The sequence below is a fragment of the Pseudomonas sp. PA-1-3F genome (assembly GCF_021609665.1).
In the GTDB taxonomy this organism is placed as follows: domain Bacteria; phylum Pseudomonadota; class Gammaproteobacteria; order Pseudomonadales; family Pseudomonadaceae; genus Aquipseudomonas; species Aquipseudomonas paracarnis.
This window is the reverse complement of the sequence record NZ_WJZD01000012.1, coordinates 132,039-158,279: the sequence shown is the minus strand read 5'-3', so window position 1 is coordinate 158,279 and position 26,241 is coordinate 132,039. Positions and strand designations below refer to the sequence as shown.

At 60.7% G+C, this 26,241-nt stretch carries 22 protein-coding genes; 16 read left to right on the top strand and 6 right to left on the bottom strand.

What is annotated here, in order from left to right:
• Positions 1-5 precede the first annotated feature (5 nt).
• Positions 6-2,330 carry a penicillin-binding protein 1B gene (mrcB, locus tag GIV26_RS10975; RefSeq protein WP_034127025.1) on the bottom strand — a complete coding sequence of 775 codons (2,325 nt, stop codon included), beginning with the start codon at positions 2,328-2,330 and terminating at the stop codon, positions 6-8.
• A 118-nt stretch (positions 2,331-2,448) separates the two neighbouring features.
• On the opposite strand from mrcB, the gene GIV26_RS10970 reads away from it, so the two are divergent.
• From GIV26_RS10970 to GIV26_RS10960, 3 genes are all read left to right on the top strand, one after another.
• Positions 2,449-4,005 carry a bifunctional aminoglycoside phosphotransferase/ATP-binding protein gene (locus GIV26_RS10970; protein ID WP_236280469.1) on the top strand — a complete coding sequence of 519 codons (1,557 nt, stop codon included), beginning with the start codon at positions 2,449-2,451 and terminating at the stop codon, positions 4,003-4,005.
• Positions 4,006-4,097: 92 nt separating this feature from the next.
• A complete protein-coding gene (locus GIV26_RS10965; RefSeq protein ID WP_034127023.1) occupies positions 4,098-4,442 on the top strand; it encodes a pentapeptide repeat-containing protein in 345 nt (114 codons plus the stop codon).
• A 204-nt stretch (positions 4,443-4,646) separates the two neighbouring features.
• On the top strand, positions 4,647-4,919 hold the full coding sequence (locus tag GIV26_RS10960) for a TfoX/Sxy family protein (protein ID WP_003194139.1): 273 nt from the start codon (positions 4,647-4,649) through the stop codon (positions 4,917-4,919).
• Positions 4,920-5,162: 243 nt separating this feature from the next.
• Here the strand turns inward: GIV26_RS10960 and GIV26_RS10955 are convergent, their stop codons facing one another.
• Genes GIV26_RS10955 through GIV26_RS10945 form a run of 3 tightly spaced genes read right to left on the bottom strand, consistent with a single transcriptional unit; the run spans position 5,163 to position 7,842 of the window.
• Positions 5,163-5,930, bottom strand: coding sequence for a heme ABC transporter ATP-binding protein (locus GIV26_RS10955; RefSeq protein WP_236280466.1), 768 nt, complete (start codon positions 5,928-5,930; stop codon positions 5,163-5,165).
• Complete coding sequence (locus GIV26_RS10950; protein ID WP_057975459.1) at positions 5,930-6,967, bottom strand: FecCD family ABC transporter permease; 1,038 nt, start codon at positions 6,965-6,967, stop codon at positions 5,930-5,932. The genes GIV26_RS10955 and GIV26_RS10950 overlap by 1 nt, the downstream gene beginning before the upstream one ends.
• Complete coding sequence (locus GIV26_RS10945; RefSeq protein WP_236280463.1) at positions 6,964-7,842, bottom strand: heme/hemin ABC transporter substrate-binding protein; 879 nt, start codon at positions 7,840-7,842, stop codon at positions 6,964-6,966. Before GIV26_RS10945 ends, GIV26_RS10950 begins: the two co-directional genes overlap by 4 nt.
• 156 nt (positions 7,843-7,998) lie before the next feature.
• Between GIV26_RS10945 and GIV26_RS10940 the strand changes: the two genes are divergently transcribed.
• A complete protein-coding gene (locus GIV26_RS10940) occupies positions 7,999-8,316 on the top strand; it encodes a Rieske (2Fe-2S) protein (protein WP_198790947.1) in 318 nt (105 codons plus the stop codon).
• Here the strand turns inward: GIV26_RS10940 and sfsA are convergent.
• Positions 8,313-9,026 carry a DNA/RNA nuclease SfsA gene (gene sfsA, locus GIV26_RS10935; protein WP_014719939.1) on the bottom strand — a complete coding sequence of 238 codons (714 nt, stop codon included), beginning with the start codon at positions 9,024-9,026 and terminating at the stop codon, positions 8,313-8,315. The genes GIV26_RS10940 and sfsA overlap by 4 nt on opposite strands.
• A complete protein-coding gene (locus GIV26_RS10930) occupies positions 9,026-10,198 on the bottom strand; it encodes a pyridoxal phosphate-dependent aminotransferase (protein ID WP_054898029.1) in 1,173 nt (390 codons plus the stop codon). The genes sfsA and GIV26_RS10930 overlap by 1 nt, the downstream gene beginning before the upstream one ends.
• A gap of 320 nt (positions 10,199-10,518) precedes the next feature.
• Here GIV26_RS10930 and dksA point away from each other — a divergent pair, with 320 nt between their 5' ends.
• The 12 genes from dksA to GIV26_RS10870 all read left to right on the top strand — a co-directional run bounded on the left by dksA (position 10,519) and on the right by GIV26_RS10870 (position 26,164).
• Positions 10,519-10,962: an RNA polymerase-binding protein DksA gene (dksA, locus tag GIV26_RS10925; protein WP_003194150.1), complete on the top strand. Its 444-nt coding sequence runs from the start codon at positions 10,519-10,521 to the stop codon at positions 10,960-10,962.
• Positions 10,963-11,045: 83 nt separating this feature from the next.
• On the top strand, positions 11,046-11,933 hold the full coding sequence (gene gluQRS, locus GIV26_RS10920; RefSeq protein ID WP_034127016.1) for a tRNA glutamyl-Q(34) synthetase GluQRS: 888 nt from the start codon (positions 11,046-11,048) through the stop codon (positions 11,931-11,933).
• A 62-nt stretch (positions 11,934-11,995) separates the two neighbouring features.
• Positions 11,996-12,172 (top strand): hypothetical protein, encoded by a 177-nt coding sequence (locus GIV26_RS10915; protein ID WP_003176118.1) that lies wholly within the window; start codon positions 11,996-11,998, stop codon positions 12,170-12,172.
• On the top strand, positions 12,156-15,110 hold the full coding sequence (locus GIV26_RS10910; RefSeq protein ID WP_161975095.1) for a sensor histidine kinase: 2,955 nt from the start codon (positions 12,156-12,158) through the stop codon (positions 15,108-15,110). The genes GIV26_RS10915 and GIV26_RS10910 overlap by 17 nt, the downstream gene beginning before the upstream one ends.
• 22 nt (positions 15,111-15,132) lie before the next feature.
• Positions 15,133-16,569, top strand: a complete 1,437-nt coding sequence (locus tag GIV26_RS10905; protein WP_236280461.1) for a sigma-54-dependent transcriptional regulator — start codon at positions 15,133-15,135, stop codon at positions 16,567-16,569.
• Between the two features lie 695 nt (positions 16,570-17,264).
• A complete protein-coding gene (locus GIV26_RS10900) occupies positions 17,265-18,668 on the top strand; it encodes a polynucleotide adenylyltransferase PcnB (RefSeq protein WP_003194157.1) in 1,404 nt (467 codons plus the stop codon).
• Between the two features lie 2 nt (positions 18,669-18,670).
• A complete protein-coding gene (gene folK, locus GIV26_RS10895) occupies positions 18,671-19,153 on the top strand; it encodes a 2-amino-4-hydroxy-6-hydroxymethyldihydropteridine diphosphokinase (protein WP_057975464.1) in 483 nt (160 codons plus the stop codon).
• Between the two features lie 321 nt (positions 19,154-19,474).
• Positions 19,475-20,275, top strand: a complete 801-nt coding sequence (gene panB / locus GIV26_RS10890; RefSeq protein ID WP_044268578.1) for a 3-methyl-2-oxobutanoate hydroxymethyltransferase — start codon at positions 19,475-19,477, stop codon at positions 20,273-20,275.
• Positions 20,272-21,123 carry a pantoate--beta-alanine ligase gene (gene panC, locus GIV26_RS10885; RefSeq protein WP_236280459.1) on the top strand — a complete coding sequence of 284 codons (852 nt, stop codon included), beginning with the start codon at positions 20,272-20,274 and terminating at the stop codon, positions 21,121-21,123. Before panB ends, panC begins: the two co-directional genes overlap by 4 nt.
• Before the next feature lie 224 nt (positions 21,124-21,347).
• Positions 21,348-23,012 carry a glucose-6-phosphate isomerase gene (gene pgi / locus GIV26_RS10880; protein WP_034127010.1) on the top strand — a complete coding sequence of 555 codons (1,665 nt, stop codon included), beginning with the start codon at positions 21,348-21,350 and terminating at the stop codon, positions 23,010-23,012.
• 105 nt (positions 23,013-23,117) lie between these two features.
• Complete coding sequence (gene acs, locus GIV26_RS10875) at positions 23,118-25,055, top strand: acetate--CoA ligase (RefSeq protein WP_127881937.1); 1,938 nt, start codon at positions 23,118-23,120, stop codon at positions 25,053-25,055.
• 92 nt (positions 25,056-25,147) lie between these two features.
• On the top strand, positions 25,148-26,164 hold the full coding sequence (locus tag GIV26_RS10870; RefSeq protein ID WP_236280457.1) for a class I SAM-dependent rRNA methyltransferase: 1,017 nt from the start codon (positions 25,148-25,150) through the stop codon (positions 26,162-26,164).
• The last annotated feature ends 77 nt before the right edge of the window (positions 26,165-26,241 follow it).

Sequence of the window (26,241 nt, the reverse complement as noted above, 5' to 3'; positions counted from 1 at the left end):
TTTGCTTAATTCATCCAGCCCTTGACCCAATCCATCACCGATTCCGCGTCAGCAGGTGTACTGCCACCGCACGCGGCGCCGGGTGGTGGTTCGCTGCCGCGAATATACGGCATCTGCACCGCGCCCGGACAGTTGGCGTCGGAGCCTTGACCCGTATGTGGATCAATCCAGGCCTGCACAATATTGTCCGGCTGCGGCATGTTGAGCGGTAACGGATCAGCCTTGCGCATGAAACTGGTCCATACCTGCAGCGCGCCGGTGGCACCGGTGAACGGCGTCTTGCCATTGTCGTCGCGCCCCAGCCATACCACGGCCAGTACATCTTGGCCGAAACCTGCGAACCAGCTGTCGCGGGAGTCGTTGCTGGTACCGGTCTTGCCCGCCAGGGTCAGGTTCGACGGCAGCACGCTGTAGACCGAACGCCCCGTACCCTCGCGCATCACGCGCTGCATGGCGTTCTGGATGAGGTAGATGGAGCCCGCGTCGAAGCGCTGCTGAATCTGGAACGGGTAACGCTTGAGCGGTTCGCCATCGGCGGTCAGCACACTGCGAATACCGCGCATCGGCGTATTGAAGCCACCATTGGCCAGGGTCTGGTACATGGTGGTCACTTCCATCGGCGTCATGGCCGCAGCGCCCAGGAGCATGGACGGGAACGCCGGGAATTCACGTTCGACTCCCAGTCGCGCCAGAGTCTTCAGCACGTTCGGCACACCCACTTCAAGCCCCAGACGCGAGGTCGAGATGTTGTAGGAATGCGCCAATCCTTGATACAGGAACACCGTGCCATGGGAACGGCGGTCGAAGTTCTTGGGCGTCCATACCTGGCCATCCGCGCCTTTGATCGACAGCGGGTCATCGGACAGCCAACTGGTCAGCGTGTACTTGCTGGGTTTTTCCAGTGCAGTGAGATAAACCGCAGGCTTGACCAGCGAGCCAATTGGCCGCACGGCATCCAGTGCGCGGTTGAAACCGGCGAAACTGGCCTGGCGGCTGCCGATCATGGCCTGGACCTCCCCGGTTTCCGGGTTGGTCACGACCATGGCGGCTTCGACTTCATCCGAGCCTTTACGGCCAGTCAGGCGCTTGAAGGTGTCGTTGACCGACGCTTCGGCCTTCATCTGCAGGATAGGGTCGAAGCTGGTGAAAATCCGCAGCCCCTCTTCGGTCAAGTCTTCGTCGCGGTAGTCTTCGCGCAGTTGGCGCTTGACCAGGTCGATAAAGCCCGGGAATGAGCTATCCGCCAGCTTGCCGCGGGTTGTCACACCCAGTGGCATTTTTTTCGCAGCGGCCACTTGCTCAGCGGTGGCGACACCCTGCTGCTCCAATACATCGAGCACCAGGTTGCGACGTTCAAGCGCACGCTCCGGGTTGCGGCGCGGGTTGTAATAGGACGGCCCCTTGACCATCCCCACCAGCAACGCAACCTGATGCAATTTCAACTCGGACAACGGCTGCCCGAAGAAGAACTGGCTGGCCAGGCCGAAACCGTGCACGGCGCGCTGGCCATCCTGACCGACGAATACCTCGTTGAGGTAAGCCTCGAGGATTTCCTGCTTGCTGTAATGCAGCTCCAGCAACATCGCCATCATGGCTTCGGTGAGTTTACGGGTCAGGCTGCGTTCGTTGGTCAGGTAGAAGTTCTTGACCAGTTGCTGGGTCAGCGTACTGCCGCCCTGGGTCATCTTGCCGCCGGACGTGTTGACCCAGATAGCACGGGCGATCGACTTCGGCGACACACCCCAGTGGCTATAGAAATCGCGGTCTTCGACAGCGACCAGGGTTTCGAGCAGATACGGCGGTACCTGATCGAGCTTGATCAGGATGCGATCTTCAAGATTTTTCGGGTAAATACCGCCGATCAGCAACGGTTCAAGACGCACCACCGGCAGCTTGGAGCCATTGAGCGACGACAGCTCAGCCACATAGTCGCCAGAGAAACGCACGCGCACCGGCTGGGCTTTTTCCAGGCCTTCGTAGAACTGGAAGCCACGGGTGTTCAGGTCGACGGTATTACCGCTGACCGCCGCAGCGCCAGGGCCATTGCTCACGGGTTCGCGGCGGTAGCCCAGCGCATCGAGCTCGGTAAGGAAGTCTTCCTTGCTCAGCTTCTGGCCAGAGAACAGCTCCAGCGGGCGTGCATACACCTTGGCCGGAATCGTCCAGCGCTTGCCGGAGAATTTTTCCTGCACCACGGCATCGAGGTACACCGCAAGGCCGGCGACCGCCACAAGGCCCACAAGGCCAAGCTTGATCACCCAGCCCAGCCAAGGGCGCGGGCCGCGGGAAGGAGGTTTTTTACGGGAACGGGGAGATCGGGTTCGAGTCATGGCGGCGGATTATACGCACTTTATTGATGATCAACATGAGCCGGACAGCGGTTTGCACGACTGGCATCAGCAGCCATAATGCCCCCCATGATTTTCCCCCGACTTTGAAGGATCGCCCGTGAGCCAGACCCTGATCGCTGCCCTGCAAAACCCGGCCTTGTACCCTCATCCGGTTGACGCGTTTCAAGTCATCGAGACCCATATTTCCTGGGTGATACTGACGGGCCCCTATGCATATAAGCTGAAGAAACCGATGAACTTCGGCTTCCTGGACTTCACCAATCTGGACGACCGCGGGCATTTCTGCCACGAGGAACTGCGCCTCAACCAGCGCCTGACCGAAGATTTGTATCTTGAAGTGTTGCCGATTACCGGCACTGCCGAGGCGCCGCAACTGGGTGGCGACGGCCCGGCCATCGAGTACGCGCTGAAAATGCGCCAGTTCCCGCAAAGCCAGATGCTCAGCACCCTGCAAGCCAACGGCGAACTGACCAGCGCGCACATCGATGAGATGGCCAAGCAGATCGCCCAGTTCCACCTCAACGCCCCCAAAGTCCCGCAAGATCACCCCGCCGGCACGCCGGAAGAGGTGATGGCTCCGGTACGCCAGAACTTTGACCAGATCCGCCCGTTCCTCAGCGACAAGGCCGACCTGACTCAGCTGGAGGCTCTGCAAGCCTGGGCTGAAAGCAGCTTCGAACGCCTCAAGCCTCTGCTTGCGCAGCGCAAGCTCGATGGCTATACCCGCGAATGCCACGGCGACATTCACCTGGGCAACGCCACGCTGATCGATGGCCGCGTGGTGATCTTCGACTGCATCGAGTTCAACGAGCCTTTTCGCTTTACCGACGTGTACGCCGACACCGCTTTTTTGGCGATGGACCTGGAAGATCGCGGCCTGAAATGCCTGGCACGGCGCTTCATAAGCCAGTACCTGGAATTGACCGGAGACTACCAAGGCCTGGAACTCCTGAACTTCTATAAAGCCTACCGTGCATTGGTGCGCGCCAAGGTTGCGCTGTTCAGCATGCCGAGCGAAGCCAACCCGGTGCAACGCGCTAACACCCTGCGCCAGTACCGCAACTACGCCAACCTGGCGGAAAGCTACAGCACCATCCCCTCGCGCTTCCTGGCAATCACCCATGGCGTTTCAGCGGTGGGCAAGAGCCACGTGGCCATGCGCCTGGTCGAAGCCCTGGGCGCGGTACGCCTGCGTTCGGATGTAGAGCGCAAGCGCCTGTTTGGCGAACAACAGGTAGAGAACACCCTGCAGGCCGGTATCTACAATCAGGACGCCAGCGCTGCCACCTACGCACGCCTGAACGAGATTGCCGACACCGTGCTGCGCGCCGGCTACCCGGTGGTGCTGGATGCCACTTTTCTGAAACGCGCACAGCGTGAGGCCGCCGCTCAGGTTGCCGAAGCCACTGGGGCGCCGTTCCTGATCCTCGACTGCAACGCCCCGCAAGCCGTTATCACCAGTTGGCTGGCACAACGCCAGGCGGATAAAAACGATCCGTCTGACGCCACACTGGCCGTTATCGAAGAACAACAAGCCAGTCGTGACCCGCTGACTGCCGAGGAGCTGCTGCTCAGCAAGCGTGTGGAGACCAATGAAAGCGGGACGCTCGACGCGTTGGTCGGGCATATCCGTCAACACCTGCCGGGCCTGTAAGAAATATTTCTTGGTCGCGTCGTCGTCTTCGGCGCGCGACCCAGCGATAGTGGCACTATAATGGCTCTATAACGCCAACCAGAGTCGCGATCATGAGTCAGCCAAAGCTTCTTGATACCCCGCTCTACGCCTTCCTGCACAAGGACGACATCCGCGGCTTCAACCAGGAGCGCCCTGAAAATGGCCCCATCGACATGCGCGGTGGCGACTTTCGAGGGCTGGACCTGCGCGACCTGAACGCCACCGGTATTGACTTCACCGACGCCTATTTTCGCTCTGCCGACCTGCGCGGCCTGGACTTGCGTGGCTGCTCACTGGAAGGCGCCAGCCTGGCCCATGCGCAGATTTCGGGTGCTTATTTCCCGCCCGAACTCACGGCTGACGAAATACTCATGTCGGTCAATTTCGGCACTCGCCTGCGCTACCGCACCAAGTAACCCCACACACCGAGTACCGGCCAGCCCCCCTGCCTGCCGGGCACTTTGCGCCTGCCTGCGAGCAAGCGCCGTCGCGCCATCCTTATAAGCTTTTCAGCCCTTTCTGACCAAAGAACCACGCTTTTCCTACTGAGCGCTACACTCATTTTCAGGCTGCCTGGTCACGACACCCACCGCACCATTCGGCCAACGCAAGGAGGCTTGATGAACGATGAGCTGCAACACCTGAAAAACCTTGGCAAGACGTCAGCGCAGTGGCTGCATGCGGTGGGCATCCACAGCGCGTCCGACTTGCGTCGGCTAGGGGCGGTCGATGCCTACCGAGCCGTGCGCACGCGCGGGTTTCGAGCTTCGAAGGTTCTGCTGTATGCCATTGAAGGGGCATTGATGGATGTGCACTGGAACGACATACCCACGGAGCGCAAGGAGGCCTTGAACCGTCAGTTGGAAGCGATTTCAGTACATCAGAAGAACTAGAGCGGCACTCAAACCCAGTGTTTATGGGCATTACAAACGAGCGTTTGAGAAAACTGGATGAAGCAGAAAAACAAATGTTGACTATCAAATGAGAATCGTTATGATTATCACAACTGGTCGCGAGATCAGCCGATAACTGAAAGACCATTGGTTCGGACTCTCAGATTATCTCCTCATCAGGCTAATCACGGTTATTTGACCCGGCTCTTGCCGGGTCTTTTTTTGCCTCCGAATTAACCTGCCTCAGCGCGCAATGATCAACGGATGCCCACGCTCCGGATGCGGCTGTACCAATACATCCAGACCGAATACAGCCTTCAGTGGCTCTGGCTGCAGGACTTTAGAGGGCGTATCCAACGCGTGGGGGCGGCCGTTTTCCAGCAACAGGATCCGGTCGCAGTAGCGCGCCGCCAGGTTCAAATCATGCAGGATGACCAGCACCGCAGCGCCTCTGTCGGCAAAATGTCGGATAGCTTGCAAGGTGGTGTGTCGGTGCAGAGGGTCGAGCATTGATGTGGGCTCATCCAGCAGCAACGTCTGCCCTGCCTCACCCGGCCATAACTGCGCCAATACCCGTGCCAGGTGCACACGCTGCCGCTCGCCACCCGACAAAGCCAGGTAACTGCGGCCACTCAGGTGGCCTACATCAGCAGCCTGCAGCGCGGCGTTGATGATTTCGTCGTCGCGCACTCGCCCGGTCTGATGAGGCAAGCGGCCCATGCCCACCACCTCTTCGACACGAAAGGCAAAGTCCAGGGTGGAGGATTGTGGCAGCACCGCCAGGCGCTGGGCACGCTGCACACCGGTCATGTGCTTGAGCGCCTGCTGATCCAGCCAGACCTTGCCCTGATCCGGCTGCAACTCCCCGCACAGCGCCCCAAGCAAGGTACTTTTGCCGGCGCCATTGGGGCCCAGCACGCCCAGCACTTCGCCCGGCAATAGGTCCAAGGTGACATCGGCCAGCACAGTCTTACCACCGCGCCGGATCTGCAATGCTTCTACCCGCAACATCAGGCGCGCCCTCGTAACAATAAATAGAGGAAAAACGGCGCACCGATAAACGCAGTGACAATACCGATCGGCAGTTCCGCCGGCGCCAACGCCAGGCGCGCCACCAGGTCCGCAAACAACAGCAGGCTCGCGCCCGCCAACACCGAGGCCGGTAACAACACCCGATGATCCGGCCCCGCCAGCAGCCGCACCAGATGCGGCACCACCAACCCGACAAAACCAATCATGCCCGCCGCTGCCACTGCGGCGCCAACGCCCAAGGCCGTGCAGAAGACCAACTCGCGCTTGAGCCCCTCGACATCAATACCCAAATGGTTGGCCTCGGACTCACCCAGCAACAGCGCGTTCAGCGCCTTGGCCCGGCGCGGCAACCACAGCGCCACCCCTGCACTCACCAGCAGCAAGGGCCACAACCGCGAATAACTTGCGCCATTGAGGCTACCCAGGTTCCAGAACGTCAGGGTGCGCAAGGTGGCATCGTCCGCCAGATAGGTAAACAGGCCCACGGTCGAACTGGCCAGGGCCGTCAGCGCGATACCGGCAAGCAACATCGTCGCGACATTGGTCTGGCCATTGCGACGCCCCAGGCGATAGACCAATGCCGTGACGCCCAGGCCACCGAGAAATGCGCACAGCGACAACAGATACGGCCCGAAAGCATCCGGCAGCCCGCCAAAGAGCGAGCCACCGACAATCGCCACCGCCGCTCCCAGCGCCGCCCCGCTGGACACGCCGACCAAGCCAGGGTCGGCCAGCGGGTTGCGGAACAACCCCTGCATCGCCACGCCCGACAACGCCAGCACACCGCCGACCGCCAGCCCCAACAGGGTCCGCGGCAGGCGAATCTGCCCCAGGATCAACTCGGCCTGCTCCAACCCCTGGGCCTCGATCGGTACGCCCATCAGCCTTAACGCAGCCCTGAGCGTGTCCACTAACGGCAGGCTGACCGGCCCCAGTGCCAATGAGAGCCAGATCGCCAATACACACAGCAGCGATAGCCCGATAAACAGCGTTTTTGGCTTAACCAGAGTGGTCATGGAGCAGGCTTAGGCTGGGACGGATAAAAACCGGCAGACAGTTTCTCCAGGCTTTGCGGCAATCGGGGCCCAAGGCCGCCTACCAGCAAGGTCGGATCCAACTCAAACACGCGGCGACTCTTGGCTGCCGGCGTAGAGGCAAGGATCGGGTTTTCTTTGAACAAGGCTGCCCGCGCCGCGTCACCGGTCAGGGCGCGATCAGCAAATACCAGCACCTCAGGGCTCAACCCTGCCAGCGATTCGACGGAAAACGGCTTGTATCCCACATGCGTGGCGAGATTACGCCCCCCAGCCTGCTGCAACATCCAATCAGCGGCGGTGTCCTTGCCCGCGATCAGCGGCTTGCCACCGGCATGGCCGAGCAGCAACAGCACGCCTGGAGCTTTTTGTGTGGCCTGGGCCTTGGCCACCCAATTTTTTTGCTGTGCCAGCGCCTGCTCATACACGGCAAACAAGGCATTAGCCTGGTCCTCACTGCCGAGTAGTTTCCCCAGGTGTGCAAGGTTGCCTTTGAGCGTGGGCAAATCCGGCTGGGCCGAGAACATATCCACCTGCACCCCGGCACTGCGAATCTGCGCCAGCACCGGCGGAGGCCCCATTTCCTCCGTGCCCACAAGGATTTGCGGACGCAGGCTGAGAATGCCTTCGGCCGACAACTGCCGCTGGTAACCAATGCTCGGCAAGGCCTTGAGCGAGGCGGGATGCTGACTGGTGGTATCCACTCCCACCAACTTCGATTCACCGCCCAGGGCCGTCACCCACTCCGACAGCGCCCCACCGGCACTCACCCAGCGTTGCGGCAGTTCAGAGGCGTGCGCCCCAGGGTTGACCAGCAGTGAGGCAACAAGCGCAATAGCGCTGGTACTCAGGCGCATAACAGGGTTTCCTTCCTAGGGCAGGGCCACTCAAGCACTCATTGATGTGACAGATAACCCCTGCCAGGCATCGTATTGAGCACCCAGTCAGCTGACGGGCGAAGCGGGCATTTGATAATTGTTTGCATTTGAACGTCAAGGCACTTAAGGATTGAAATGAAGTTTCTCTGCACCTCAGGCGACCTCGCCCCCAACAGCAGCCGCGGTTTTGATATCGATGGCCACAGGCTGTTGGCGGTGCGTCGGGACGGCATTGCGTACTTCTATCTCAACCACTGCCCCCATCGTGGTATCCCGCTGGAATGGCAACCTGATCGCTTCCTCGACGACAGCGCCAGCCTGATCCAATGCGCCACCCATGGCGCATTGTTTCTGATTGAAAGCGGCGAGTGCATCGCCGGGCCCTGCGCAGGCCAACACCTCACTGCCCTGCCCGGCCGTGAAGACGAACAAGGATTGTGGGTCGATCTCTAATCGCCCAGCAGCACTTTCAGCCGACGCTCGACGTAAATCTCCTGAGGCGTGACCCGTACGCCGTAGGCCAGCACCTCCACACCTGCGGCCTTGGCCTCACGTAGCGCCGCCGCATAACCGGCGTCGATTTCCACCGCCGGGCGCACCGCGTCGATCCCCGACAGGTTCACGCAATACAGCTGCACCGCCCGTATACCGTCGCGCGCCAGGTGGGCCAGCTCACGCAAGTGCTTGGCACCGCGCTGCGTCACCGCATCGGGGAAAGCCGCCACTGAGCTGCCATCAAAGCCCAGGGTGACGCTTTTGACCTCGACAAACGCAGCGCCCTGGGGGTAATCCAGGCGAAAGTCGATGCGGCTTTTCTCCTGGCCATAAGGCACCTCACGCTTCAACGCAGTAAAGCCGTTGAGCTCAGTGATCACACCGGCCAGCAAGGCTTCTTCCACCAACTGGTTGGCACGCGCGGTGTTGACGCACGCCAGCCGGCCCTGGGGCGTTTCGGCAATTTCCCACGTGCCAGGCAGCTTGCGCTTGGGATCCGTAGAACGGCTGAACCAGACCTGGCCACCTTCGACCATGCAGTTGAGCATCGAACCGGTGTTAGGGCAGTGAATGGTGAGTAACTCGCCGGTAACGGTTTCGATATCGGTGAGAAAGCGCTTGTAGCGGCGGATCAGCCGCCCTTCTTCAAGAGGAGGATTAAAACGCATCAGCCTTGCCAACTCCGCAAACCACGGGCAATCCGCTCCACCGCTTCTTGCAGCCGATCGAGGTTTTGCGTGTAGGCAAAACGCACATGGTGCCCCGCCTGGTAGCGACCGAAATCCAACCCGGGCGTAAAGGCCACATGCTCGGTTTCGAGGAAATGACGGCAAAACGCGAAGGCATCGCCGCCGAACGCGCTGATATCGGCATACAGATAAAAGGCTCCTTCGGGCTCCACGGCGATACCGAACCCCAGCTCACGCAGAGCCGGCAGCAGGAAGTCTCGGCGGCGACCAAATTCGGCACGGCGCTGCTCCAGAATCTCCAGGGTTTGCGGGGTGAAACAGGCCAAGGCGGCATGCTGGGCCATACTTGGCGCACTGATGTAGAGGTTCTGCGCCAACTTCTCCAACTCACCCACCGCTTCAGGGGGCGCCACCAGCCAACCGAGGCGCCAGCCGGTCATGCCGAAATACTTCGAAAAACTATTCAGGACAAAGGCGTCATCATCAACTTCCAGCACGCTGGCGGCGTCGGTGCCGTAGGTGAGGCCGTGATAAATCTCGTCGACCACCAAGTGACCGTTGCGCGCCTTGATGGCGCCCGACAGCCCAGCCAACTCGTCCCGGGTGAGGATCGTGCCGGTGGGGTTGGCGGGCGACGCCACCAGTGCGCCGACACTGTCCTGGTCCCAATGCCTGGCCACCAGATCGGCGGTCAACTGGTAGCGTACGTCTGGGCCGACCGGCACCAACTGCGCCGCGCCTTCCACAAGGCGCAGGAAGTGTCGGTTGCAGGGGTAGCCTGGGTCCGCCAGCAGCCAGTGCTTACCCGGATCCACCAGCAAGCTGCTGGCCAGCAATAACGCGCCGGAGCCACCGGGGGTGACCAGGATGCGCTGCGGGTCGATGCTCAAACCGTAGCGTTGCTGGTAGAAACCACTGATGGCTTCGCGCAACTCCGGCAAGCCACGGGCGGCGGTGTAGCGCGTCTTACCGTTTGCCAACGCGGCTTGGCCGGCCTGGATGATCGGTTCGGCGGTGGTGAAGTCAGGCTCGCCGATTTCCAGGTGGATCACGTCGTGACCGGCGGCCTGCAGCTCATTGGCACGCGCCAGTAACGCCATGACATGAAAAGGTTCGATGGCGCGACTACGCGCACTGTAGGGCTGAGCCATTAGCCTTCCTTAGACGGTGAGGACAAAATCTGGATTCTACCGAACCCTCACGGTAAAACATGCTCTATTGCCTGATTGGGGCTGCAAGTGCACCCTGCGCGCGCTCGTAAAACAGCTAAAATCAACATTCGAGGCGATACATACCCAGTCATGGCGGGCTGCTGCAGTTTGCAACCCCTTTGCCTTGGGCCTCGACAACCGGGAGTAGCGCACCCTGAATCTATCTGGTAAGTTCGCCCGCTTGCAGCCGCAGGGCCGGCAGGTGTCGGTGACGTTGCAATCCTGCGCAATGGATTAGAAGAGTGAGAGGCGGTCTATTCATGTCCACCCAAGCAAAGCAACAGCAGACTCAAGGCCTCGGCGGCTTCGAACCCTATGTCGAAAAAAAGGGCGAGGAGTACATGGGCGAGCCCATGCGCGAGCACTTCACCAAGATCCTCAACAAGTGGAAACAGGACTTGATGCAGGAAGTCGACCGTACGGTTGACCATATGAAGGATGAAGCGGCCAACTTCCCTGACCCGGCCGATCGCGCCAGCCAGGAAGAAGAGTTCGCCCTCGAACTGCGCGCCCGCGATCGCGAGCGCAAGTTGATCAAGAAGATCGACAAGACCCTGCAACTGATCAAAGACGAAGAATACGGCTGGTGTGAATCCTGCGGCGTCGAAATCGGTATTCGCCGACTGGAAGCCCGTCCAACCGCGGACCTGTGCGTAGACTGCAAGACCTTGGCTGAAATCAAGGAAAAACAGGTCGGCAAGTAACTTTGCCGAGTTGAACGAGTGGAGCGTGCGAACGCTCCATTTTTGTTTCTGGCGTTTACCGGTTATGCAGTAGTATCCGGGCCATGACAGCCTCTACCTATATTGGGCGTTTCGCCCCCACACCCAGCGGCCATTTGCACTTCGGTTCCCTGGTTGCCGCCCTCGCCTCCTACCTCGATGCACGCGCCCACCACGGCCGTTGGTTGATGCGCATGGAAGACCTTGACCCTCCCCGTGAAGAGCCCGGCGCTCAGGCGGCGATCCTGCATGCGCTGGAAAGCTACGGCTTTGAATGGGATGGCGAACTGGTTCGCCAGAGCGAGCGGCATGATGCCTACGCTAAAGTGCTCAACGACCTGTTCAACCACGGCCTGGCCTACGCCTGCACCTGCTCGCGCAAGCAATTGGAGCCCTACAACGGGATTTACCCTGGCTTGTGCCGCAATGCCGGCCACGAACAGCAGGATGCAGCGATCCGCCTGCGCGTGCCCGAGTTGGAATATCACTTTGTCGACCGCGTCCAGGGCGAGTTCCGGCAACATCTGGGGCGCGATGCCGGCGACTTCATCATTCGTCGGCGCGATGGCCTCTACGCCTACCAACTGGCGGTGGTGCTCGACGACGCCTGGCAAGGTGTAACCGATATCGTACGCGGCGCCGACCTGCTCGACTCCACGCCGCGCCAGCTTTACTTGCAAGAACTGCTCGGCCTGCGCCAACCCCGTTACTTGCACGTGCCGCTGATCGTGCAGCCAGACGGCAACAAACTGGGTAAGTCCTACCGCTCTCCACCGTTGACAGCCGACCAGGCCACGCCTTTGCTGCTCAGAGCGCTGCGTGCCCTTGGCCAACAGCCCGACGCGCAGTTGCAGTACGCCAGCCCACGAGAACTGCTGGATTGGGGCATTGCACACTGGGACGCCACCCGCATCCCGCGCACACTGACCCTGGCCGAAGCGCAATTGAGTTGAAGGCGCTTGCAGGTTGCCCATCATCCGTTAACATCGCGGCAGATTTTTAATCAGAGGCCAACATGTACATCTATCGTTTGGTCCTGCTGCTGGTCGTCGGGATCTACCTGTTCTCCCCCGCCATCATGGATTGGTGGATCGACGCCACGGGCGCCTGGTATCGCCCTTATCTGCTATGGCTGATCCTGATCGTCGTGACCTTCATCCTGCAGAGCCAAAAAGATGCCGATGAGCTTTAGTCTCACCCAGATGCTGCTGATCAGCGCCGCCTACCTGGCTGCGTTATTCGGCGTGGCCTGGATCAGTGAGCGCGGAATGATTCCGCGGGCGATCATTCGCCATCCGCTGACCTACACCTTGTCCCTGGGCGTCTACGCCAGTGCCTGGGCGTTCTACGGCACGGTGGGGCTGGCCTATCAGTACGGCTACGGCTTTCTCTCCAGTTACCTGGGGGTGTCCGGCGCGTTCCTGCTGGCGCCGGTGCTGCTGTATCCGATCCTGAAAATCACCCGGACCTACCAACTGTCCTCCCTGGCAGACCTGTTTGCCTTTCGCTTTCGCAGCACTTGGGCCGGCGCGCTGACCACCATCTTCATGTTGATCGGCGTGCTGCCGTTGCTGGCCCTGCAGATCCAGGCGGTGGCCGACTCCATCAGCATCCTGACCCGCGAGCCCGTGCAACATCGAGTTGCCCTGGCGTTCTGCGCGCTGATCACCTTGTTCACCATCTTCTTTGGTTCTCGCCATATCGCCACCCGTGAGAAACACCAGGGCCTGGTGTTTGCGATTGCCTTTGAGTCGGTCATCAAGCTGATCGCCATCGGCGGCGTCGGCCTTTACGCGCTTTACGGCGTGTTCGACGGGCCGCAACAGCTGGAACTGTGGCTGCTGCAAAACCAGACCGCCCTCGCCGCCTTGCATACGCCATTGCAGGAAGGCCCATGGCGAACGCTGCTGCTGGTGTTCTTCGCCTCGGCGATCGTGATGCCGCACATGTACCACATGACCTTCACCGAGAACCTCAACCCGCGCTCGCTGGTCAGCGCCAGCTGGGGCTTGCCGCTGTTCCTGTTGCTGATGAGCCTGGCGGTGCCGCTGATCCTGTGGGCCGGCCTGAAACTGGGGGCCACCACCAACCCTGAGTATTTCACCCTGGGCATCGGTATTGCCGCCAACAGCCCGGCTCTGGCGCTGCTGGCCTATGTCGGGGGGTTGTCGGCCGCAAGCGGGCTGATCATCGTTACCACCCTGGCACTCTCGGGCATGGCGCTCAATCACTTGGTACTGCCGCTGTACCAGCCGCCGGCCGAGGGCAATATCTACCGTTGGTTGAAATGGACCCGACGCGCGCTGATCGTCGCGATCATCATGGCAGGTTACGCGTTTTATCTGCTGCTGGGCGCCGGGCAAGACCTGGCCAACCTCGGCATCGTCGCGTTTGTCGCCACCTTGCAGTTCCTGCCCGGCGTGTTGTCGGTGCTGTACTGGCCGACCGCCAATCGCCGTGGCTTTATTGCCGGGCTGCTGGCCGGGATCCTGGTGTGGACCGTGACCATGCTGCTACCGCTGGTCGGCAACTTACAGGGCTTCTATATCCCGTTGCTGAACATGATTTACGTGCTGGACGACACCAGTTGGCACATGGCTGCCATCGCCTCGCTGGCCGCCAACGTACTGATGTTCACCCTGATCTCGCTGTTCACCAACGCCAGCGCCGAAGAAACCAGCGCCGCCGAAGCCTGCGCGGTGGATAACGTGCGCCGCCCGCAACGCCGCGAACTGCATGCGGCCTCGCCCCAGGAGTTCGCCACACAACTGGCCAAGCCCCTGGGTGCCAAGGCCGCACAAAAGGAAGTTGAACAGGCGCTGCGCGACCTCTACCTGCCATTTGACGAGCGCCGCCCCTATGCCCTGCGCCGCCTGCGTGACCGTATCGAAGCCAACCTGTCCGGGTTGATGGGGCCGAGCGTGTCCCAGGACATGGTGGAAACCTTCTTGCCCTACAAGGCCGGTGGCGAAAACTACGTCACCGAAGACATCCACTTCATCGAAAGCCGGCTTGAGGATTACCACTCGCGCCTCACGGGCCTGGCGGCCGAACTCGATGCCCTGCGCCGTTACCACCGCCAGACTCTGCAGGAACTGCCGATGGGCGTGTGTTCCCTGGCCAAGGACCAGGAAATCCTGATGTGGAACAAGGCCATGGAAGAACTCACCGGCATCGCCGCCCAGCGGGTGGTGGGTTCGCGCCTCAATACCCTGGGCGATCCCTGGAAAGAGCTGCTGCAGGGTTTCATCAACCTGCCAGACGAGCACTTGCACAAACAGCACTTGGCCCTCGACGGCCAGACCCGCTGGCTCAACTTGCACAAAGCGGCCATCGACGAACCTCTGGCGCCGGGTAACAGCGGCCTGGTGCTGCTGGTAGAAGATTTGACCGATACACAGATGCTCGAAGACAAGCTGGTGCACTCCGAACGCCTGGCCAGCATTGGGCGCCTGGCCGCCGGCGTGGCTCATGAAATCGGTAACCCGATCACCGGTATCGCCTGCCTGGCGCAAAACCTGCGGGAAGAGCGTGAAGAAGACGGGGAAATCACCGAAATCAGCGGGCAAATCCTTGAACAGACCAAGCGGGTTTCACGCATCGTCCAGTCGTTGATGAGCTTTGCCCACTCCGGCGCCCATCAGAATCAGGACGAAGCGGTGTGCCTGGCCGAAGTGGCCCAGGATGCCATTGGGCTGTTGGCCTTGAACCGGCGCAATTTCGAAGTACAGTTCTTTAACCTGTGCGATCCGGAGCATTGGGTCGATGGCGACTCACAACGCCTGGCCCAGGTGCTGATCAACCTGCTGTCCAACGCCCGCGACGCGTCGCCGGCCGGCAGTGCTGTACGCGTCAAGAGCGAGGCTTTCGAGCACACGGTCGACCTGATCGTGGAAGACGAAGGCAGCGGCATTCCACAGAACATCATGGACCGATTGTTCGAACCCTTCTTCACCACCAAGGACCCCGGTGAAGGTACCGGTCTGGGCCTTGCACTGGTCTATTCCATCGTTGAAGAGCATTATGGACAAATCACCATCGACAGCCCGGCTGACACACAAAGCCAACGCGGCACCCGTATCCGGGTGACCTTGCCGCGTCATGTCGAAGCGACGTCCGCTGTGAACTGAGACCGTCGAGAGAATTGAATCAATGCCGCACATTTTGATCGTCGAAGACGAAACCATTATCCGCTCTGCCTTGCGTCGCCTGCTTGAACGTAATCAGTACCAGGTCAGCGAAGCCGGCTCGGTGCAGGAAGCCCAAGAGCGATTCAGCATTCCCACGTTCGACCTGATTGTCAGTGACCTGCGCCTGCCAGGCGCCCCGGGCACCGAGCTGATCAAGCTGGGCCAGGGCACCCCGGTGCTGATCATGACCAGCTACGCCAGCCTGCGCTCGGCGGTGGACTCGATGAAGATGGGCGCGGTGGATTACATCGCCAAGCCCTTCGATCACGACGAGATGCTCCAGGCCGTGGCCCGCATCCTGCGTGACCGTGTGTCGGCCAGCATTGCGCCTGCCGAGCCACGCCCCACCGGCAAGACCAGCGGCGCCGAAAAACCAGGCGCCAACAACAGCAATGGCGAGATCGGCATCATCGGCTCCTGCCCTCCGATGCAGGACTTGTACAGCAAGATCCGCAAGGTGGCGCCGACCGACTCCAATGTATTGATCCAGGGCGAATCGGGCACCGGCAAAGAACTGGTGGCCCGCGCCCTGCACAACCTGTCCAAGCGCGCCAAGGCGCCGATGATCTCGGTGAACTGCGCGGCGATCCCCGAATCCCTGATCGAATCCGAGCTGTTCGGCCACGAGAAAGGTGCGTTCACCGGCGCCAGCGCCGGGCGTGCGGGCCTGGTGGAGGCCGCGGACGGCGGCACGTTGTTCCTCGATGAAATTGGCGAGTTGCCCCTGGAAGCCCAGGCGCGTTTGCTGCGCGTGCTGCAGGAAGGCGAAATTCGCCGGGTCGGCTCGGTGCAATCGCAGAAGGTCGATGTTCGATTGATCGCGGCGACACACCGTGACCTCAAGAGCCTGGCCAAGATCGGCCAGTTTCGTGAGGACTTGTATTACCGCCTGCATGTCATCGCGCTCAAACTGCCGGCCCTGCGCGAGCGTGGCGCCGACGTCAACGAAATCGCCAACGCGTTCCTGTTGCGTCAAGGCGCACGCATTGACCGCACCGACCTGAAGTTTGCCGCGGACGCCGAACAGGCGATCCGTCACTACTCGTGGCCAGGGAACGTGCGCGAGCTGGAGAACGCCGTCGAGCGCGCCGTGATTCTGTCGGAGAGCCCGGAGATTTCCGCCGAGTTGCTGGGCATCGACATTGAGCTCAGCGATCTGGATGACGACGACTTCATTGGCCTGTCCCCGCAGCAGGGCAGCGGTAGCAATACCAGCCATGAACCGACGGAAGATTTGTCACTGGAAGACTACTTCCAGCACTTCGTGCTCGAGCATCAGGACCATATGACCGAGACAGAGCTGGCACGCAAGCTGGGCGTGAGTCGCAAATGCCTGTGGGAACGGCGTCAGCGCCTGGGCATTCCGCGGCGCAAGACCGGGGTGGCCAGCGAAAGCTGAGGGTGCAGCCCCACAGGTAACACCTGCTGATGTGAAAAAACTGTTACCGCTGAATTTTCACGTAACAAAAGCCGGGGCTTACGGTAACGAAGCCCCGGCTTTTTTTTGGCCCTCAATCTGGCGAAACCAGCACAACCCCCCGGTTTTGCTGGACGGCGCAAAAGTTGGCACGCACCCTGCTATATGCTTAGTACAAAAACAATAACAAGCTTTGTACAAGACAATAAAAATAAGACGAATCGACTCACGCATAACAAAAACAACACGGCGGAGGCGCAGCTAACTGATTCTTTTGGAGAGGCGTTGCATTTGGGGCTTGCCCCGCAACCAGGCCGAGAACAACAAAAACTGCCCTAAGGCAGAGCCTGAACTGGTTGGATCGTAGATCAGCAACACAGCGACCAAAGCAATCCGTTTGCTCTTGGCTCCCGATTGGGAGTGTCATGAAGGAAGCTTCGTGGCGAGGGCGATCAACAAAAACAAGAAGCCCGACATCAATAATAAAAATAGAGCACGCAACTACTTCTGGGGGAGCTTCGGCTCCCCTTGTAGTTTCCGGGATTTGACCTTCAAACGCTTATGGCGCAATGCCTTTAGCTTGTTCCTACACCATCCCCTGACTAAATGCTAGAATCCCCGCCCATCATGCGGTCATTCTTCGTTATGGCCGAACATTCCTTCAAACAGTGCATCCCATGCTGAAGAAGTTGTTCCAGTCATTCCGTTCTCCCTTGCGTCGAACGCAACACAAACGCAGCACGCCTGAAGTGCTCAATAGCAGCCAGCATTCGCTGCAGCGCGCTCAATTCAGCCGTTATGCAGTGAACATCGTCGAACGTTTGCAGAACGCCGGCTACCAGGCCTACCTGGTGGGGGGTTGCGTACGCGACATGCTGCTCAACATCACGCCCAAGGATTTCGACGTCGCCACCAGTGCCACGCCTGAGCAAGTGCGCGCCGAGTTTCGTAATGCACGAATCATCGGCCGGCGCTTCAAGCTGGTGCATATCCACTTTGGTCGCGAAATCATCGAGGTCGCAACGTTCCGCGCCGGTCACCCGCAAAACGATGAAGAGGAGGACACTAACCAGTCTTCCCGAAACGAGAGCGGGCGCATCCTGCGCGATAACGTGTATGGCACCCTGGAAGAGGACGCGCAACGTCGCGACTTCACCATCAACGCCTTGTATTACGACCCGGTCAGCGAGCGCATCCTCGATTACGCCAACGGCGTACACGACATTCGCAACAACCTGATCCGGCTGATCGGCGATCCTACGCAGCGCTACCAGGAAGACCCGGTGCGCATGCTGCGTGCCGTGCGATTCGCCGCCAAGCTCAACTTCGGCATCGAAAAACACACCGCCGCGCCGATTCGCGAACTGGCGCCGATGCTGCGGGAAATCCCCTCGGCACGCCTGTTTGAGGAAGTGCTCAAGCTGTTCCTTTCGGGCTACGCCGCCGACACCTTTGAAATGCTGGTGGACTTGCAGTTGTTCGACCCCCTGTTCCCGGCCAGCGCCGAGGCCCTGGAGTACAACCCGACGTACACCCACACCTTGATCAGCGAAGCCTTGATCAACACCGACCTGCGCATCAAGCAGAACAAACCGGTGACCCCGGCATTCCTGTTTGCCGCCTTGTTGTGGCCGGCCCTGCCCAAACGCGTACTGCGCCTGCAGGACCGTGGCATGCCGCCGATCCCGGCCATGCAGGAAGCGGCTCACGAGTTGATCGCCGAACAGTGCCAACGCATCGCCATCCCTAAACGTTTCACCATGCCGATCCGCGAAATCTGGGACATGCAGGAGCGCCTGCCACGCCGCAGCGGCAAGCGCGCCGATCTGTTGCTGGACAACCCGCGTTTCCGTGCCGGCTACGACTTCCTGCTGCTACGTGAAAGCGCGGGCGAGCAGACCGATGGCCTGGGCGAATGGTGGACCGATTATCAGGACGCCAATGACAGCCAGCGCCGCGAAATGATTCGTGAGCTGGGCAGCAAAGGCGATAGCGCCGGCGAAGGGCCGAAAAAGCGTCGCCGTAGCGGCACCAAGCGTAAACGCAGCAGTGCCGATGCCTCGGGCGCTGCGGGCGAATAAACGTGGAACGTATCTACATCGGCATGGGCAGCAACCTGGCTGCCCCGCAACAACAATTGCGCAGCGCGATCGAGGCGCTGGCGCAACTGCCTGGCACCCACCTCGCCGGGGTGTCCGCCTTCTATCAAAGCGATTCACTGCTGCCAGGCCAACCGCGCTACACCAACGCCGTTGCGGCGCTGGACAGTCGCCTGGCGCCATTGGACCTGCTTGATGCGCTGCAAGCCATCGAGAACGATCAGGGCCGCGAACGCCTGGAACGCTGGGGCCCGCGCACCTTGGACCTGGATATCCTGCTGTTCGGTGATCGCCTGATCGACGAGCCGCGCCTCAAGGTGCCGCATTACCAGATGCATCTGCGCGCGTTTGTGCTGTATCCGTTGGCTGAGTTGGCGCCTGCCGACCTGCAGCTACCTGACGGCCAGCGTTTGAGCGACCTGCTCACCGCCTGCCCGTTCGTCGGCCTGGAACGCCTACCTCTGTAGGAGCGAGCTTGCTCGCGAAAATCACCAACGATAACGCGCTCAGCCTGATTAAACGCGGCGCCTATGGTTTCTTCGCGAGCAAGCTCGCTCCTACAATCGCGTCAGTAACAGCGGTAACACCTCCATCGTAACAATGCGGTAACACATCCAATTGACTTCCCGTGTCCTCCTCACGACTATAGGCGTCCCGCTGCCGCCAACCCGGCGCGACAGGGCGCAATCCAGGCCTTATAAGCACTGCTTTCAAGACAGTGCGCCTGTATAAACGAAGACTCACGCGCGTTACTCGCTGTTTCCAAGCGCCTGAACGAGGACCCTTTCATGCCAGACATTACCCTGACCACCTTGCAGAGCCTCAAGCTCAAAGGTGAAAAAATCACCATGCTGACCTGCTATGACGCCACCTTCGCCCACGCCAGCTGCCAGGCTGGCGTCGAAGTGCTGCTGGTGGGCGACTCCCTGGGCATGGTTCTTCAAGGGAATGACAGCACGCTGCCTGTGACCACCGATGAACTCGCCTACCACACCGCCAGCGTCAAGCGTGGCAACGATGGCGCCTTTATCATCGCGGACCTGCCGTTCATGGGTTACGCCACCCTTGAGCAAACCTTCCTGAACGCCGGAAAGCTGATGCAGGCCGGCGCGCACATGATCAAAGTCGAAGGAGCCGTGTGGCTGGCCGAGTCGATCCGGCTGCTGGCCGAGCGCGGCGTGCCAGTGTGCGCGCACATGGGCCTGACACCGCAGTCGGTGAATATCCTCGGTGGCTACAAGGTTCAGGGCCGCAATGAAGCCCAGGCCCGCCAGATGCGCGCCGATGCTATTGCACTGGAACAAGCCGGTGCTGCGATGATTCTGCTGGAGTGCGTGCCGAGCGAACTGGCCGCCGAAATCACCCAGGCCGTCAAAGTGCCCGTGATCGGGATTGGCGCAGGTTCCGCCACCGACGGCCAAGTGCTGGTATTGCACGACATGCTCGGCCTGTCGATCACTGGCCACGTACCGAAGTTCGTGAAGAACTTCATGGCCGGCCAGGACAGCATCCACGCGGCCCTGAGCGCCTACGTCAGCGAAGTCAAGAATGTAACTTTCCCAGGTATTGAACACGGGTTCTCGGCATGAACACCGTTAAAACCGTCCGCGAACTGCGGGCTGCCGTAACCCACGCCCGCAGCGCCGGCAAACGCATCGGCTTTGTGCCCACCATGGGTAACCTGCACAGCGGCCACGCCACTCTGGTGACCAAGGCCGCGCAGCAAGCGGATTTCGTAGTGGCGAGCATTTTCGTCAACCCGCTGCAATTCGGCGCGGGCGAAGACCTGGACAAATACCCGCGCACGTTGGCCGCCGACCAGGAAAAACTCCTGCAGGCGGGCTGCAACCTGCTGTTCGCGCCCACGGTCGAGGAAATGTACCCCGATGGCATGAACGGCCAGACCCGAGTCAGCGTGCCACAGCTGTCCGAAGGCTTGTGCGGCGCCAGCCGCCCAGGGCACTTCGAAGGCGTGGCCACGGTGGTCAGCAAGCTGTTCAACATGGTCCAGCCGGACATGGCCGTATTCGGCCAGAAGGACTACCAGCAGTTGGCGGTGATCCGCGCCATGGTCCGCGACCTGAACATGCCGATCCAGATCATCGGCGAGCCTACCGTGCGCGCCGAGGACGGCCTCGCGCTGTCATCACGCAACGGTTACCTCACCGAGGAGCAACGGGCGGTCGCGCCAGTGCTGTACCGCGCGCTCAGCCAGATCGTCACGGCCATCCAGGGCGGCGATCATGATTTTGCCAGGCTTCGCGCCGAGCACATTCAGCAGATTGAAGCCGCAGGGCTGCGCATGGACTACCTGGAAGTGCGCCAAGGCGTACATCTGCGCCCGGCCACGGCTGAAGATCGTGATGTGGTGATCCTGGTCGCCGCTTATCTGGGGGCAACACGCCTCATCGATAACCTGCACCTGAACCTCGCCTGACCCCCGCTTTACCCTCAACCTGTTGCCCCGACGGCTGTGCCGGTATAAAAAAGTACCGGCCACAGCGCAGACAAAGCCAAGACATATTCACACGCTAGGTTTAATGTAACTGCCCTGCGCTATGGTTAGCGCTGTCTGGAACCCAATCCTTGCGATAAGACTGGATGTTCCGGGCTTTGAAGTGTCCTAAAGGCAGTCCCCGTAATAAAAGGAAACCCGCAGCGATGGCGTACTACCGCACCCCTCATGACGTTACCGCGCTGCCCGCCTGGCAAGCGCTTGTTCAACATCGCCAAGCCATGCAGGATTTCAGCATGCGCGAGGCGTTCAATGCCGATCCTCAGCGTTTTTCCCAGTTCACCTTGAGCAGCTGCGGACTTTTCCTCGATTACTCGAAAAACCTGATCACCAGCGAAACCCGCGACCTGTTGGTGGGCCTGGCCAAGGAAGTCAATCTCAAGGCGGCGATCGACGCGCAGTACGCTGGCGAACCGGTCAACTCCTCCGAGGGCCGCCCTGCCCTGCACACCGCCCTGCGCCGCCCGGTGGGCGACAAGCTGTCGGTCAACGGCGTGAACATCATGCCGGACGTGCACAAGGTGCTGAACCAGATCACTGACCTGGTCGGCCGTATCCACGACGGCCTGTGGCGCGGCTACACCGAGAAGCCGATCACCGACGTGGTGAACATCGGTATCGGTGGCTCATTCCTCGGCCCGGAACTGGTCTCGGAGGCCTTGCTGTCCTACGCCCATAAAGGTGTGCGTTGCCACTACCTGGCGAACATCGACGGCAGCGAGTTCCACGAACTGACCATGAAGCTGCGCGCCGAGACCACGCTGTTTATCGTCTCGTCCAAATCCTTCAACACCCTGGAAACCCTGAAAAACGCCCAGGCCGCCCGCGCCTGGTACCTGGCCCAGGGGGGCTCGGAAGCCGAGCTGTATCGCCACTTCATCGCCGTCTCGAGCAACAATGCCGCGGCCGTGGCTTTCGGTATTCGCGAAGAAAACATCTTCCCAATGTGGGACTGGGTCGGTGGGCGCTACTCGCTGTGGTCTGCCATCGGCTTGCCAATTGCCCTGGCTATCGGCATGTCCAACTTCAAGGAACTGCTGTCGGGTGCCTACACCATGGACCAGCACTTCCTGAACGCGCCGTTCGAAGCCAACATGCCCGTGCTGCTGGGCTTGCTGGGGGTGTGGTACGGCAACTTCTGGGGTGCGCAGAGCCATGCGATCCTGCCGTACGACCATTACCTGCGTAACATCACCAAGCATTTGCAGCAGTTGGACATGGAATCCAATGGCAAGAGCGTGCGCCAGGACGGTACGCCAGTGTCCACCGATACCGGCCCGGTGATCTGGGGCGGCGTAGGCTGCAACGGCCAGCACGCTTACCACCAGTTGCTGCACCAAGGGACTCAATTGATCCCGGCCGACTTCATCGTGCCGATCGTCAGTTTCAACCCTGTGTCCGACCACCATCAGTGGCTGTACGCCAACTGCCTGTCCCAAAGCCAGGCGCTGATGCTCGGTAAGACCCGCAGCGAGGCCGAAACCGAGCTGCGTGAGAAGGGCCTGCCGGAAGCCGAAGTACAGAAGCTGGCACCGCACAAGGTGATCCCGGGTAACCGTCCGAGCAACACCCTGGTGGTCGAGCGCATCAGCCCGCGCCGCCTGGGCGCACTGGTGGCTATGTATGAACACAAGGTGTTCGTGCAGAGCGTGGTGTGGGGCATCAATGCCTTCGACCAATGGGGCGTTGAACTGGGCAAGGAGCTGGGCAAAGGTGTGTACAACCGCCTGACCGGCGCCGAAGAAACCTTGGCCGAAGATGCGTCGACCCAGGGCCTGATCAACTACTTCCGCGGTCGTCACCGCGGCTGAAGCCGTTCATTCAAGGTCAACGTCCGTTTGGACGCTGGCCTTGAACCCTCCCGTCCCAGGGTGCATCTTTATGACTTGTCGCAAAAACAAGAATAAGGAGCGCTCATGTTCGATATCAGCACCTTTCCCACCGCCGATGCCGTCCGCCGGGCTGCGCAGCTCAGTCAAGAGGACTACCAGCGCCTCTATCGCCAATCCATCGACCAGCCAGACACCTTCTGGGCCGAACAGGCCAAGGGCTTTCTCGACTGGATAAAACCTTGGCACAGCGTCCAGCAGTCAGACATCCACACCGGTGCCGCCCAATGGTTTGCCGGCGGTCAGTTGAACGTCAGCTACAACTGCATCGACCGCCACCTGGCGCAACGCGCCGATCAGCCGGCCTTCATCTGGGAAGGCGACGATCCCTCAAAATCCTGCACGATTACTTACCGTCAACTGCACCAAAACGTCAGCCGTCTGGCCAATGTGTTGAAAAGCCGTGGCGTGAACAAAGGTGATCGCGTTTGCATCTACATGCCGATGATCCCCGAGGCGGCCTACGCCATGCTGGCCTGCACGCGAATTGGCGCAGTGCACTCGGTGGTGTTTGGTGGTTTCTCTCCTGACGCCCTGCGCGACCGCATCCTCGACGCTGATTGCCGCACCGTGATCACCGCCGACGAGGGCGTACGCGGTGGCAAGCCCGTGGCGTTGAAACAGAATGTCGACAAAGCCCTGGCCAGTTGCCCGAATGTCAGCACGGTACTGGTGGTGGAGCGCACCGGGGCGAGCGTGAATTGGCACGAGGGCCGCGACCTCAAGTACCAAGCTGCCCTGGACGCCGCCAGCGACAACTGCCCACCCGAGCCGATGGACGCTGAAGACCCGCTGTTCATCCTCTATACCTCCGGCAGCACCGGCAAACCCAAAGGCGTGTTGCACACCACCGCTGGCTACCTGCTGCAAGCGGCGATGACCTTCAAGTACGTGCTCGATTACCAAGAAGGCGAAGTGTTCTGGTGCACCGCCGACGTGGGCTGGGTCACCGGCCACAGCTATATCGTCTACGGCCCGCTGGCCAATGGCGCCACCTCGCTGATGTTCGAAGGCGTGCCGAGTTATCCGGACAGTTCGCGCTTCTGGCAGGTCATCGATAAACATCAGGTGAATATTTTCTATACCGCGCCCACCGCCCTGCGCGCCCTGATGCGCGAAGGCCACGGCCCGCTGCAGAGTACATCCCGCGCCAGCCTGCGCCTGCTGGGCAGCGTAGGTGAGCCGATCAACCCGGAAGCCTGGGACTGGTATTTCAACGCCGTCGGCGAACAGCGCTGCCCGATTGTCGATACCTGGTGGCAGACCGAAACCGGCGGCATCATGCTCAGCCCGCTGGTCAGTGCCCAGCGCATCAAACCGGGCTGCGCGACACAGCCCATGTTCGGCGTACAACCAGTGTTGCTCGATGAACAGGGCAAGGAAATCAGTGGCGCCGGCAGTGGTGTACTCGCCATCAGATCAAGCTGGCCGGGGCAGATTCGCAGCGTCTACGGCGACCCGCAGCGCATGATCGACACCTACTTCAAGCCCTACCCCGGCTACTACTTCACCGGGGATGGCGCACGGCGCGATGAAGACGGCGACTACTGGATCACCGGGCGGATCGACGATGTGATCAACGTCTCGGGCCATCGCATCGGCACTGCTGAAGTGGAGAGCGCCCTGGTGCTGCATGATCAGGTCGCCGAAGCCGCCGTGGTGGGCTACCCCCACGACGTCAAGGGCCAGGGTATCTACGCTTTTGTCACCCCCATGAATGGCGTCGAACCCAGCGACGCGTTGAAAAAGCACCTGTTGGAATTGGTCAGCAAGGAGATTGGCAGCTTCGCCAAACCGGAATTGATCCAATGGGCCCCTGCCCTGCCGAAAACCCGCTCCGGCAAGATCATGCGGCGCATCTTGCGCAAAATCGCCTGTAACGAACTGGACAGCCTGGGCGACACCTCGACCCTGGCAGACCCCAGCGTGGTGGACGGTTTGATCGACAAACGCCTCAACCGATAGCGCCAGGATTATCCCCGGCCTGTGCAGGCCGGGGTTAGCTGTTAAACTTCGCGCCCCATTTTTCTTATTCATCAACCAGCAAGGCGCGCTCCATGACTCCCTTGAATCAGGCGCTGCGCGCCGCCCTCGATCACCGCCAAAACCTGATCAACACGCTGCACGCCCAGGGTACGGACTGCTATCGGCTGTTTCACGGCAGCCAGGAAGGCGCCGGCGGCTTGACCATCGACCGCTACGGCCCGCAATTGCTGGTACAAAGCTTCCACCAGTCCCTGGAAACTGCAGACCTGCTGGACCTGCACCAACTGATCAACCAATACATGGGCCTGGAATTGTTGCTGGTGTACAACGACCGTGCCCGCGGCAACTCGCGCATCGACCGCGAAGACACGGTGTACCGCGCGGAGCCTGGCGCATTGGAAGACCTGGTCGGCCACGAGTGGGGCCTCAATTACCGTGTGCGTGGGCGCCACGCCGGGCAAGACCCACTGCTGTTCCTCGACCTGCGCAACACCCGGGGCTGGGTCAAGGACCACAGCGCCGGCAAAAGCGTGCTGAACCTGTTCGCTTACACGTGCGGTGTGGGTTTGAGCGCGGCAGCCGGCGGCGCACACGAGGTGTGCAACCTGGACTTTGCCGAGGGCAACCTGGCAGTGGGGCGTGAAAACGGCCAGCTCAACCCGCAGTTGCCGAGCATGGAGTTTGTACAATCCGATTACTTCCCGGCCATTCGCCAACTGGCGGGCCTGCCCATCACCCAGCGGCGCGGGCAGAAGCTGCCGAGCTATCCGCGCCTGGTGCAACGCCAGTACGACCTGGTACTGCTCGATCCTCCCGCCTGGGCCAAGAGCGCCTTCGGCACGGTCGATTTGTTGCGCGACTATCAAAGCCTGCTCAAACCCGCACTGCTGGCCACCGCCGACAATGGCGTGCTGATTTGCTGCAACAACCTGGCAAAAGTCAGCATGGAGGACTGGCGTGAGCAGGTGCTGCGTTGTGCAGAAAAGGCCGGGCGCCCGGTGCGCGAATGGCAGGTTATGACACCTGGAGCCGACTTTCCCTCCAGAGACCAACAACCTCCGCTGAAGACGCTGATCCTGCATTTGTAGGAAGTTTCCCAGCGCCCACGGTTCTTCGGAACCGAATTCCCGTGCCATACTCCAAGGCACTCTCGTTCGACATAGAT

What these genes read in the sequence shown, in the direction of transcription:
- GIV26_RS10930 (WP_054898029.1), bottom strand. Translation starts at nt 10,198, where the DNA reads ATGGCTCAGCCCTACAGTGCGCGTAGTCGCGCCATCGAACCTTTTCAT.
- GIV26_RS10950 (WP_057975459.1), bottom strand. Translation starts at nt 6,967, where the DNA reads ATGACCACTCTGGTTAAGCCAAAAACGCTGTTTATCGGGCTATCGCTG.
- GIV26_RS10965 (WP_034127023.1), top strand. Translation starts at nt 4,098, where the DNA reads ATGAGTCAGCCAAAGCTTCTTGATACCCCGCTCTACGCCTTCCTGCAC.
- GIV26_RS10900 (WP_003194157.1), top strand. Translation starts at nt 17,265, where the DNA reads ATGCTGAAGAAGTTGTTCCAGTCATTCCGTTCTCCCTTGCGTCGAACG.
- panC (WP_236280459.1), top strand. Translation starts at nt 20,272, where the DNA reads ATGAACACCGTTAAAACCGTCCGCGAACTGCGGGCTGCCGTAACCCAC.
- GIV26_RS10945 (WP_236280463.1), bottom strand. Translation starts at nt 7,842, where the DNA reads ATGCGCCTGAGTACCAGCGCTATTGCGCTTGTTGCCTCACTGCTGGTC.
- GIV26_RS10870 (WP_236280457.1), top strand. Translation starts at nt 25,148, where the DNA reads ATGACTCCCTTGAATCAGGCGCTGCGCGCCGCCCTCGATCACCGCCAA.
- dksA (WP_003194150.1), top strand. Translation starts at nt 10,519, where the DNA reads ATGTCCACCCAAGCAAAGCAACAGCAGACTCAAGGCCTCGGCGGCTTC.
- acs (WP_127881937.1), top strand. Translation starts at nt 23,118, where the DNA reads ATGTTCGATATCAGCACCTTTCCCACCGCCGATGCCGTCCGCCGGGCT.
- panB (WP_044268578.1), top strand. Translation starts at nt 19,475, where the DNA reads ATGCCAGACATTACCCTGACCACCTTGCAGAGCCTCAAGCTCAAAGGT.
- GIV26_RS10915 (WP_003176118.1), top strand. Translation starts at nt 11,996, where the DNA reads ATGTACATCTATCGTTTGGTCCTGCTGCTGGTCGTCGGGATCTACCTG.
- GIV26_RS10955 (WP_236280466.1), bottom strand. Translation starts at nt 5,930, where the DNA reads ATGTTGCGGGTAGAAGCATTGCAGATCCGGCGCGGTGGTAAGACTGTG.
- GIV26_RS10940 (WP_198790947.1), top strand. Translation starts at nt 7,999, where the DNA reads ATGAAGTTTCTCTGCACCTCAGGCGACCTCGCCCCCAACAGCAGCCGC.
- mrcB (WP_034127025.1), bottom strand. Translation starts at nt 2,330, where the DNA reads ATGACTCGAACCCGATCTCCCCGTTCCCGTAAAAAACCTCCTTCCCGC.
- pgi (WP_034127010.1), top strand. Translation starts at nt 21,348, where the DNA reads ATGGCGTACTACCGCACCCCTCATGACGTTACCGCGCTGCCCGCCTGG.
- gluQRS (WP_034127016.1), top strand. Translation starts at nt 11,046, where the DNA reads ATGACAGCCTCTACCTATATTGGGCGTTTCGCCCCCACACCCAGCGGC.
- GIV26_RS10905 (WP_236280461.1), top strand. Translation starts at nt 15,133, where the DNA reads ATGCCGCACATTTTGATCGTCGAAGACGAAACCATTATCCGCTCTGCC.
- GIV26_RS10960 (WP_003194139.1), top strand. Translation starts at nt 4,647, where the DNA reads ATGAACGATGAGCTGCAACACCTGAAAAACCTTGGCAAGACGTCAGCG.
- GIV26_RS10910 (WP_161975095.1), top strand. Translation starts at nt 12,156, where the DNA reads ATGCCGATGAGCTTTAGTCTCACCCAGATGCTGCTGATCAGCGCCGCC.
- sfsA (WP_014719939.1), bottom strand. Translation starts at nt 9,026, where the DNA reads ATGCGTTTTAATCCTCCTCTTGAAGAAGGGCGGCTGATCCGCCGCTAC.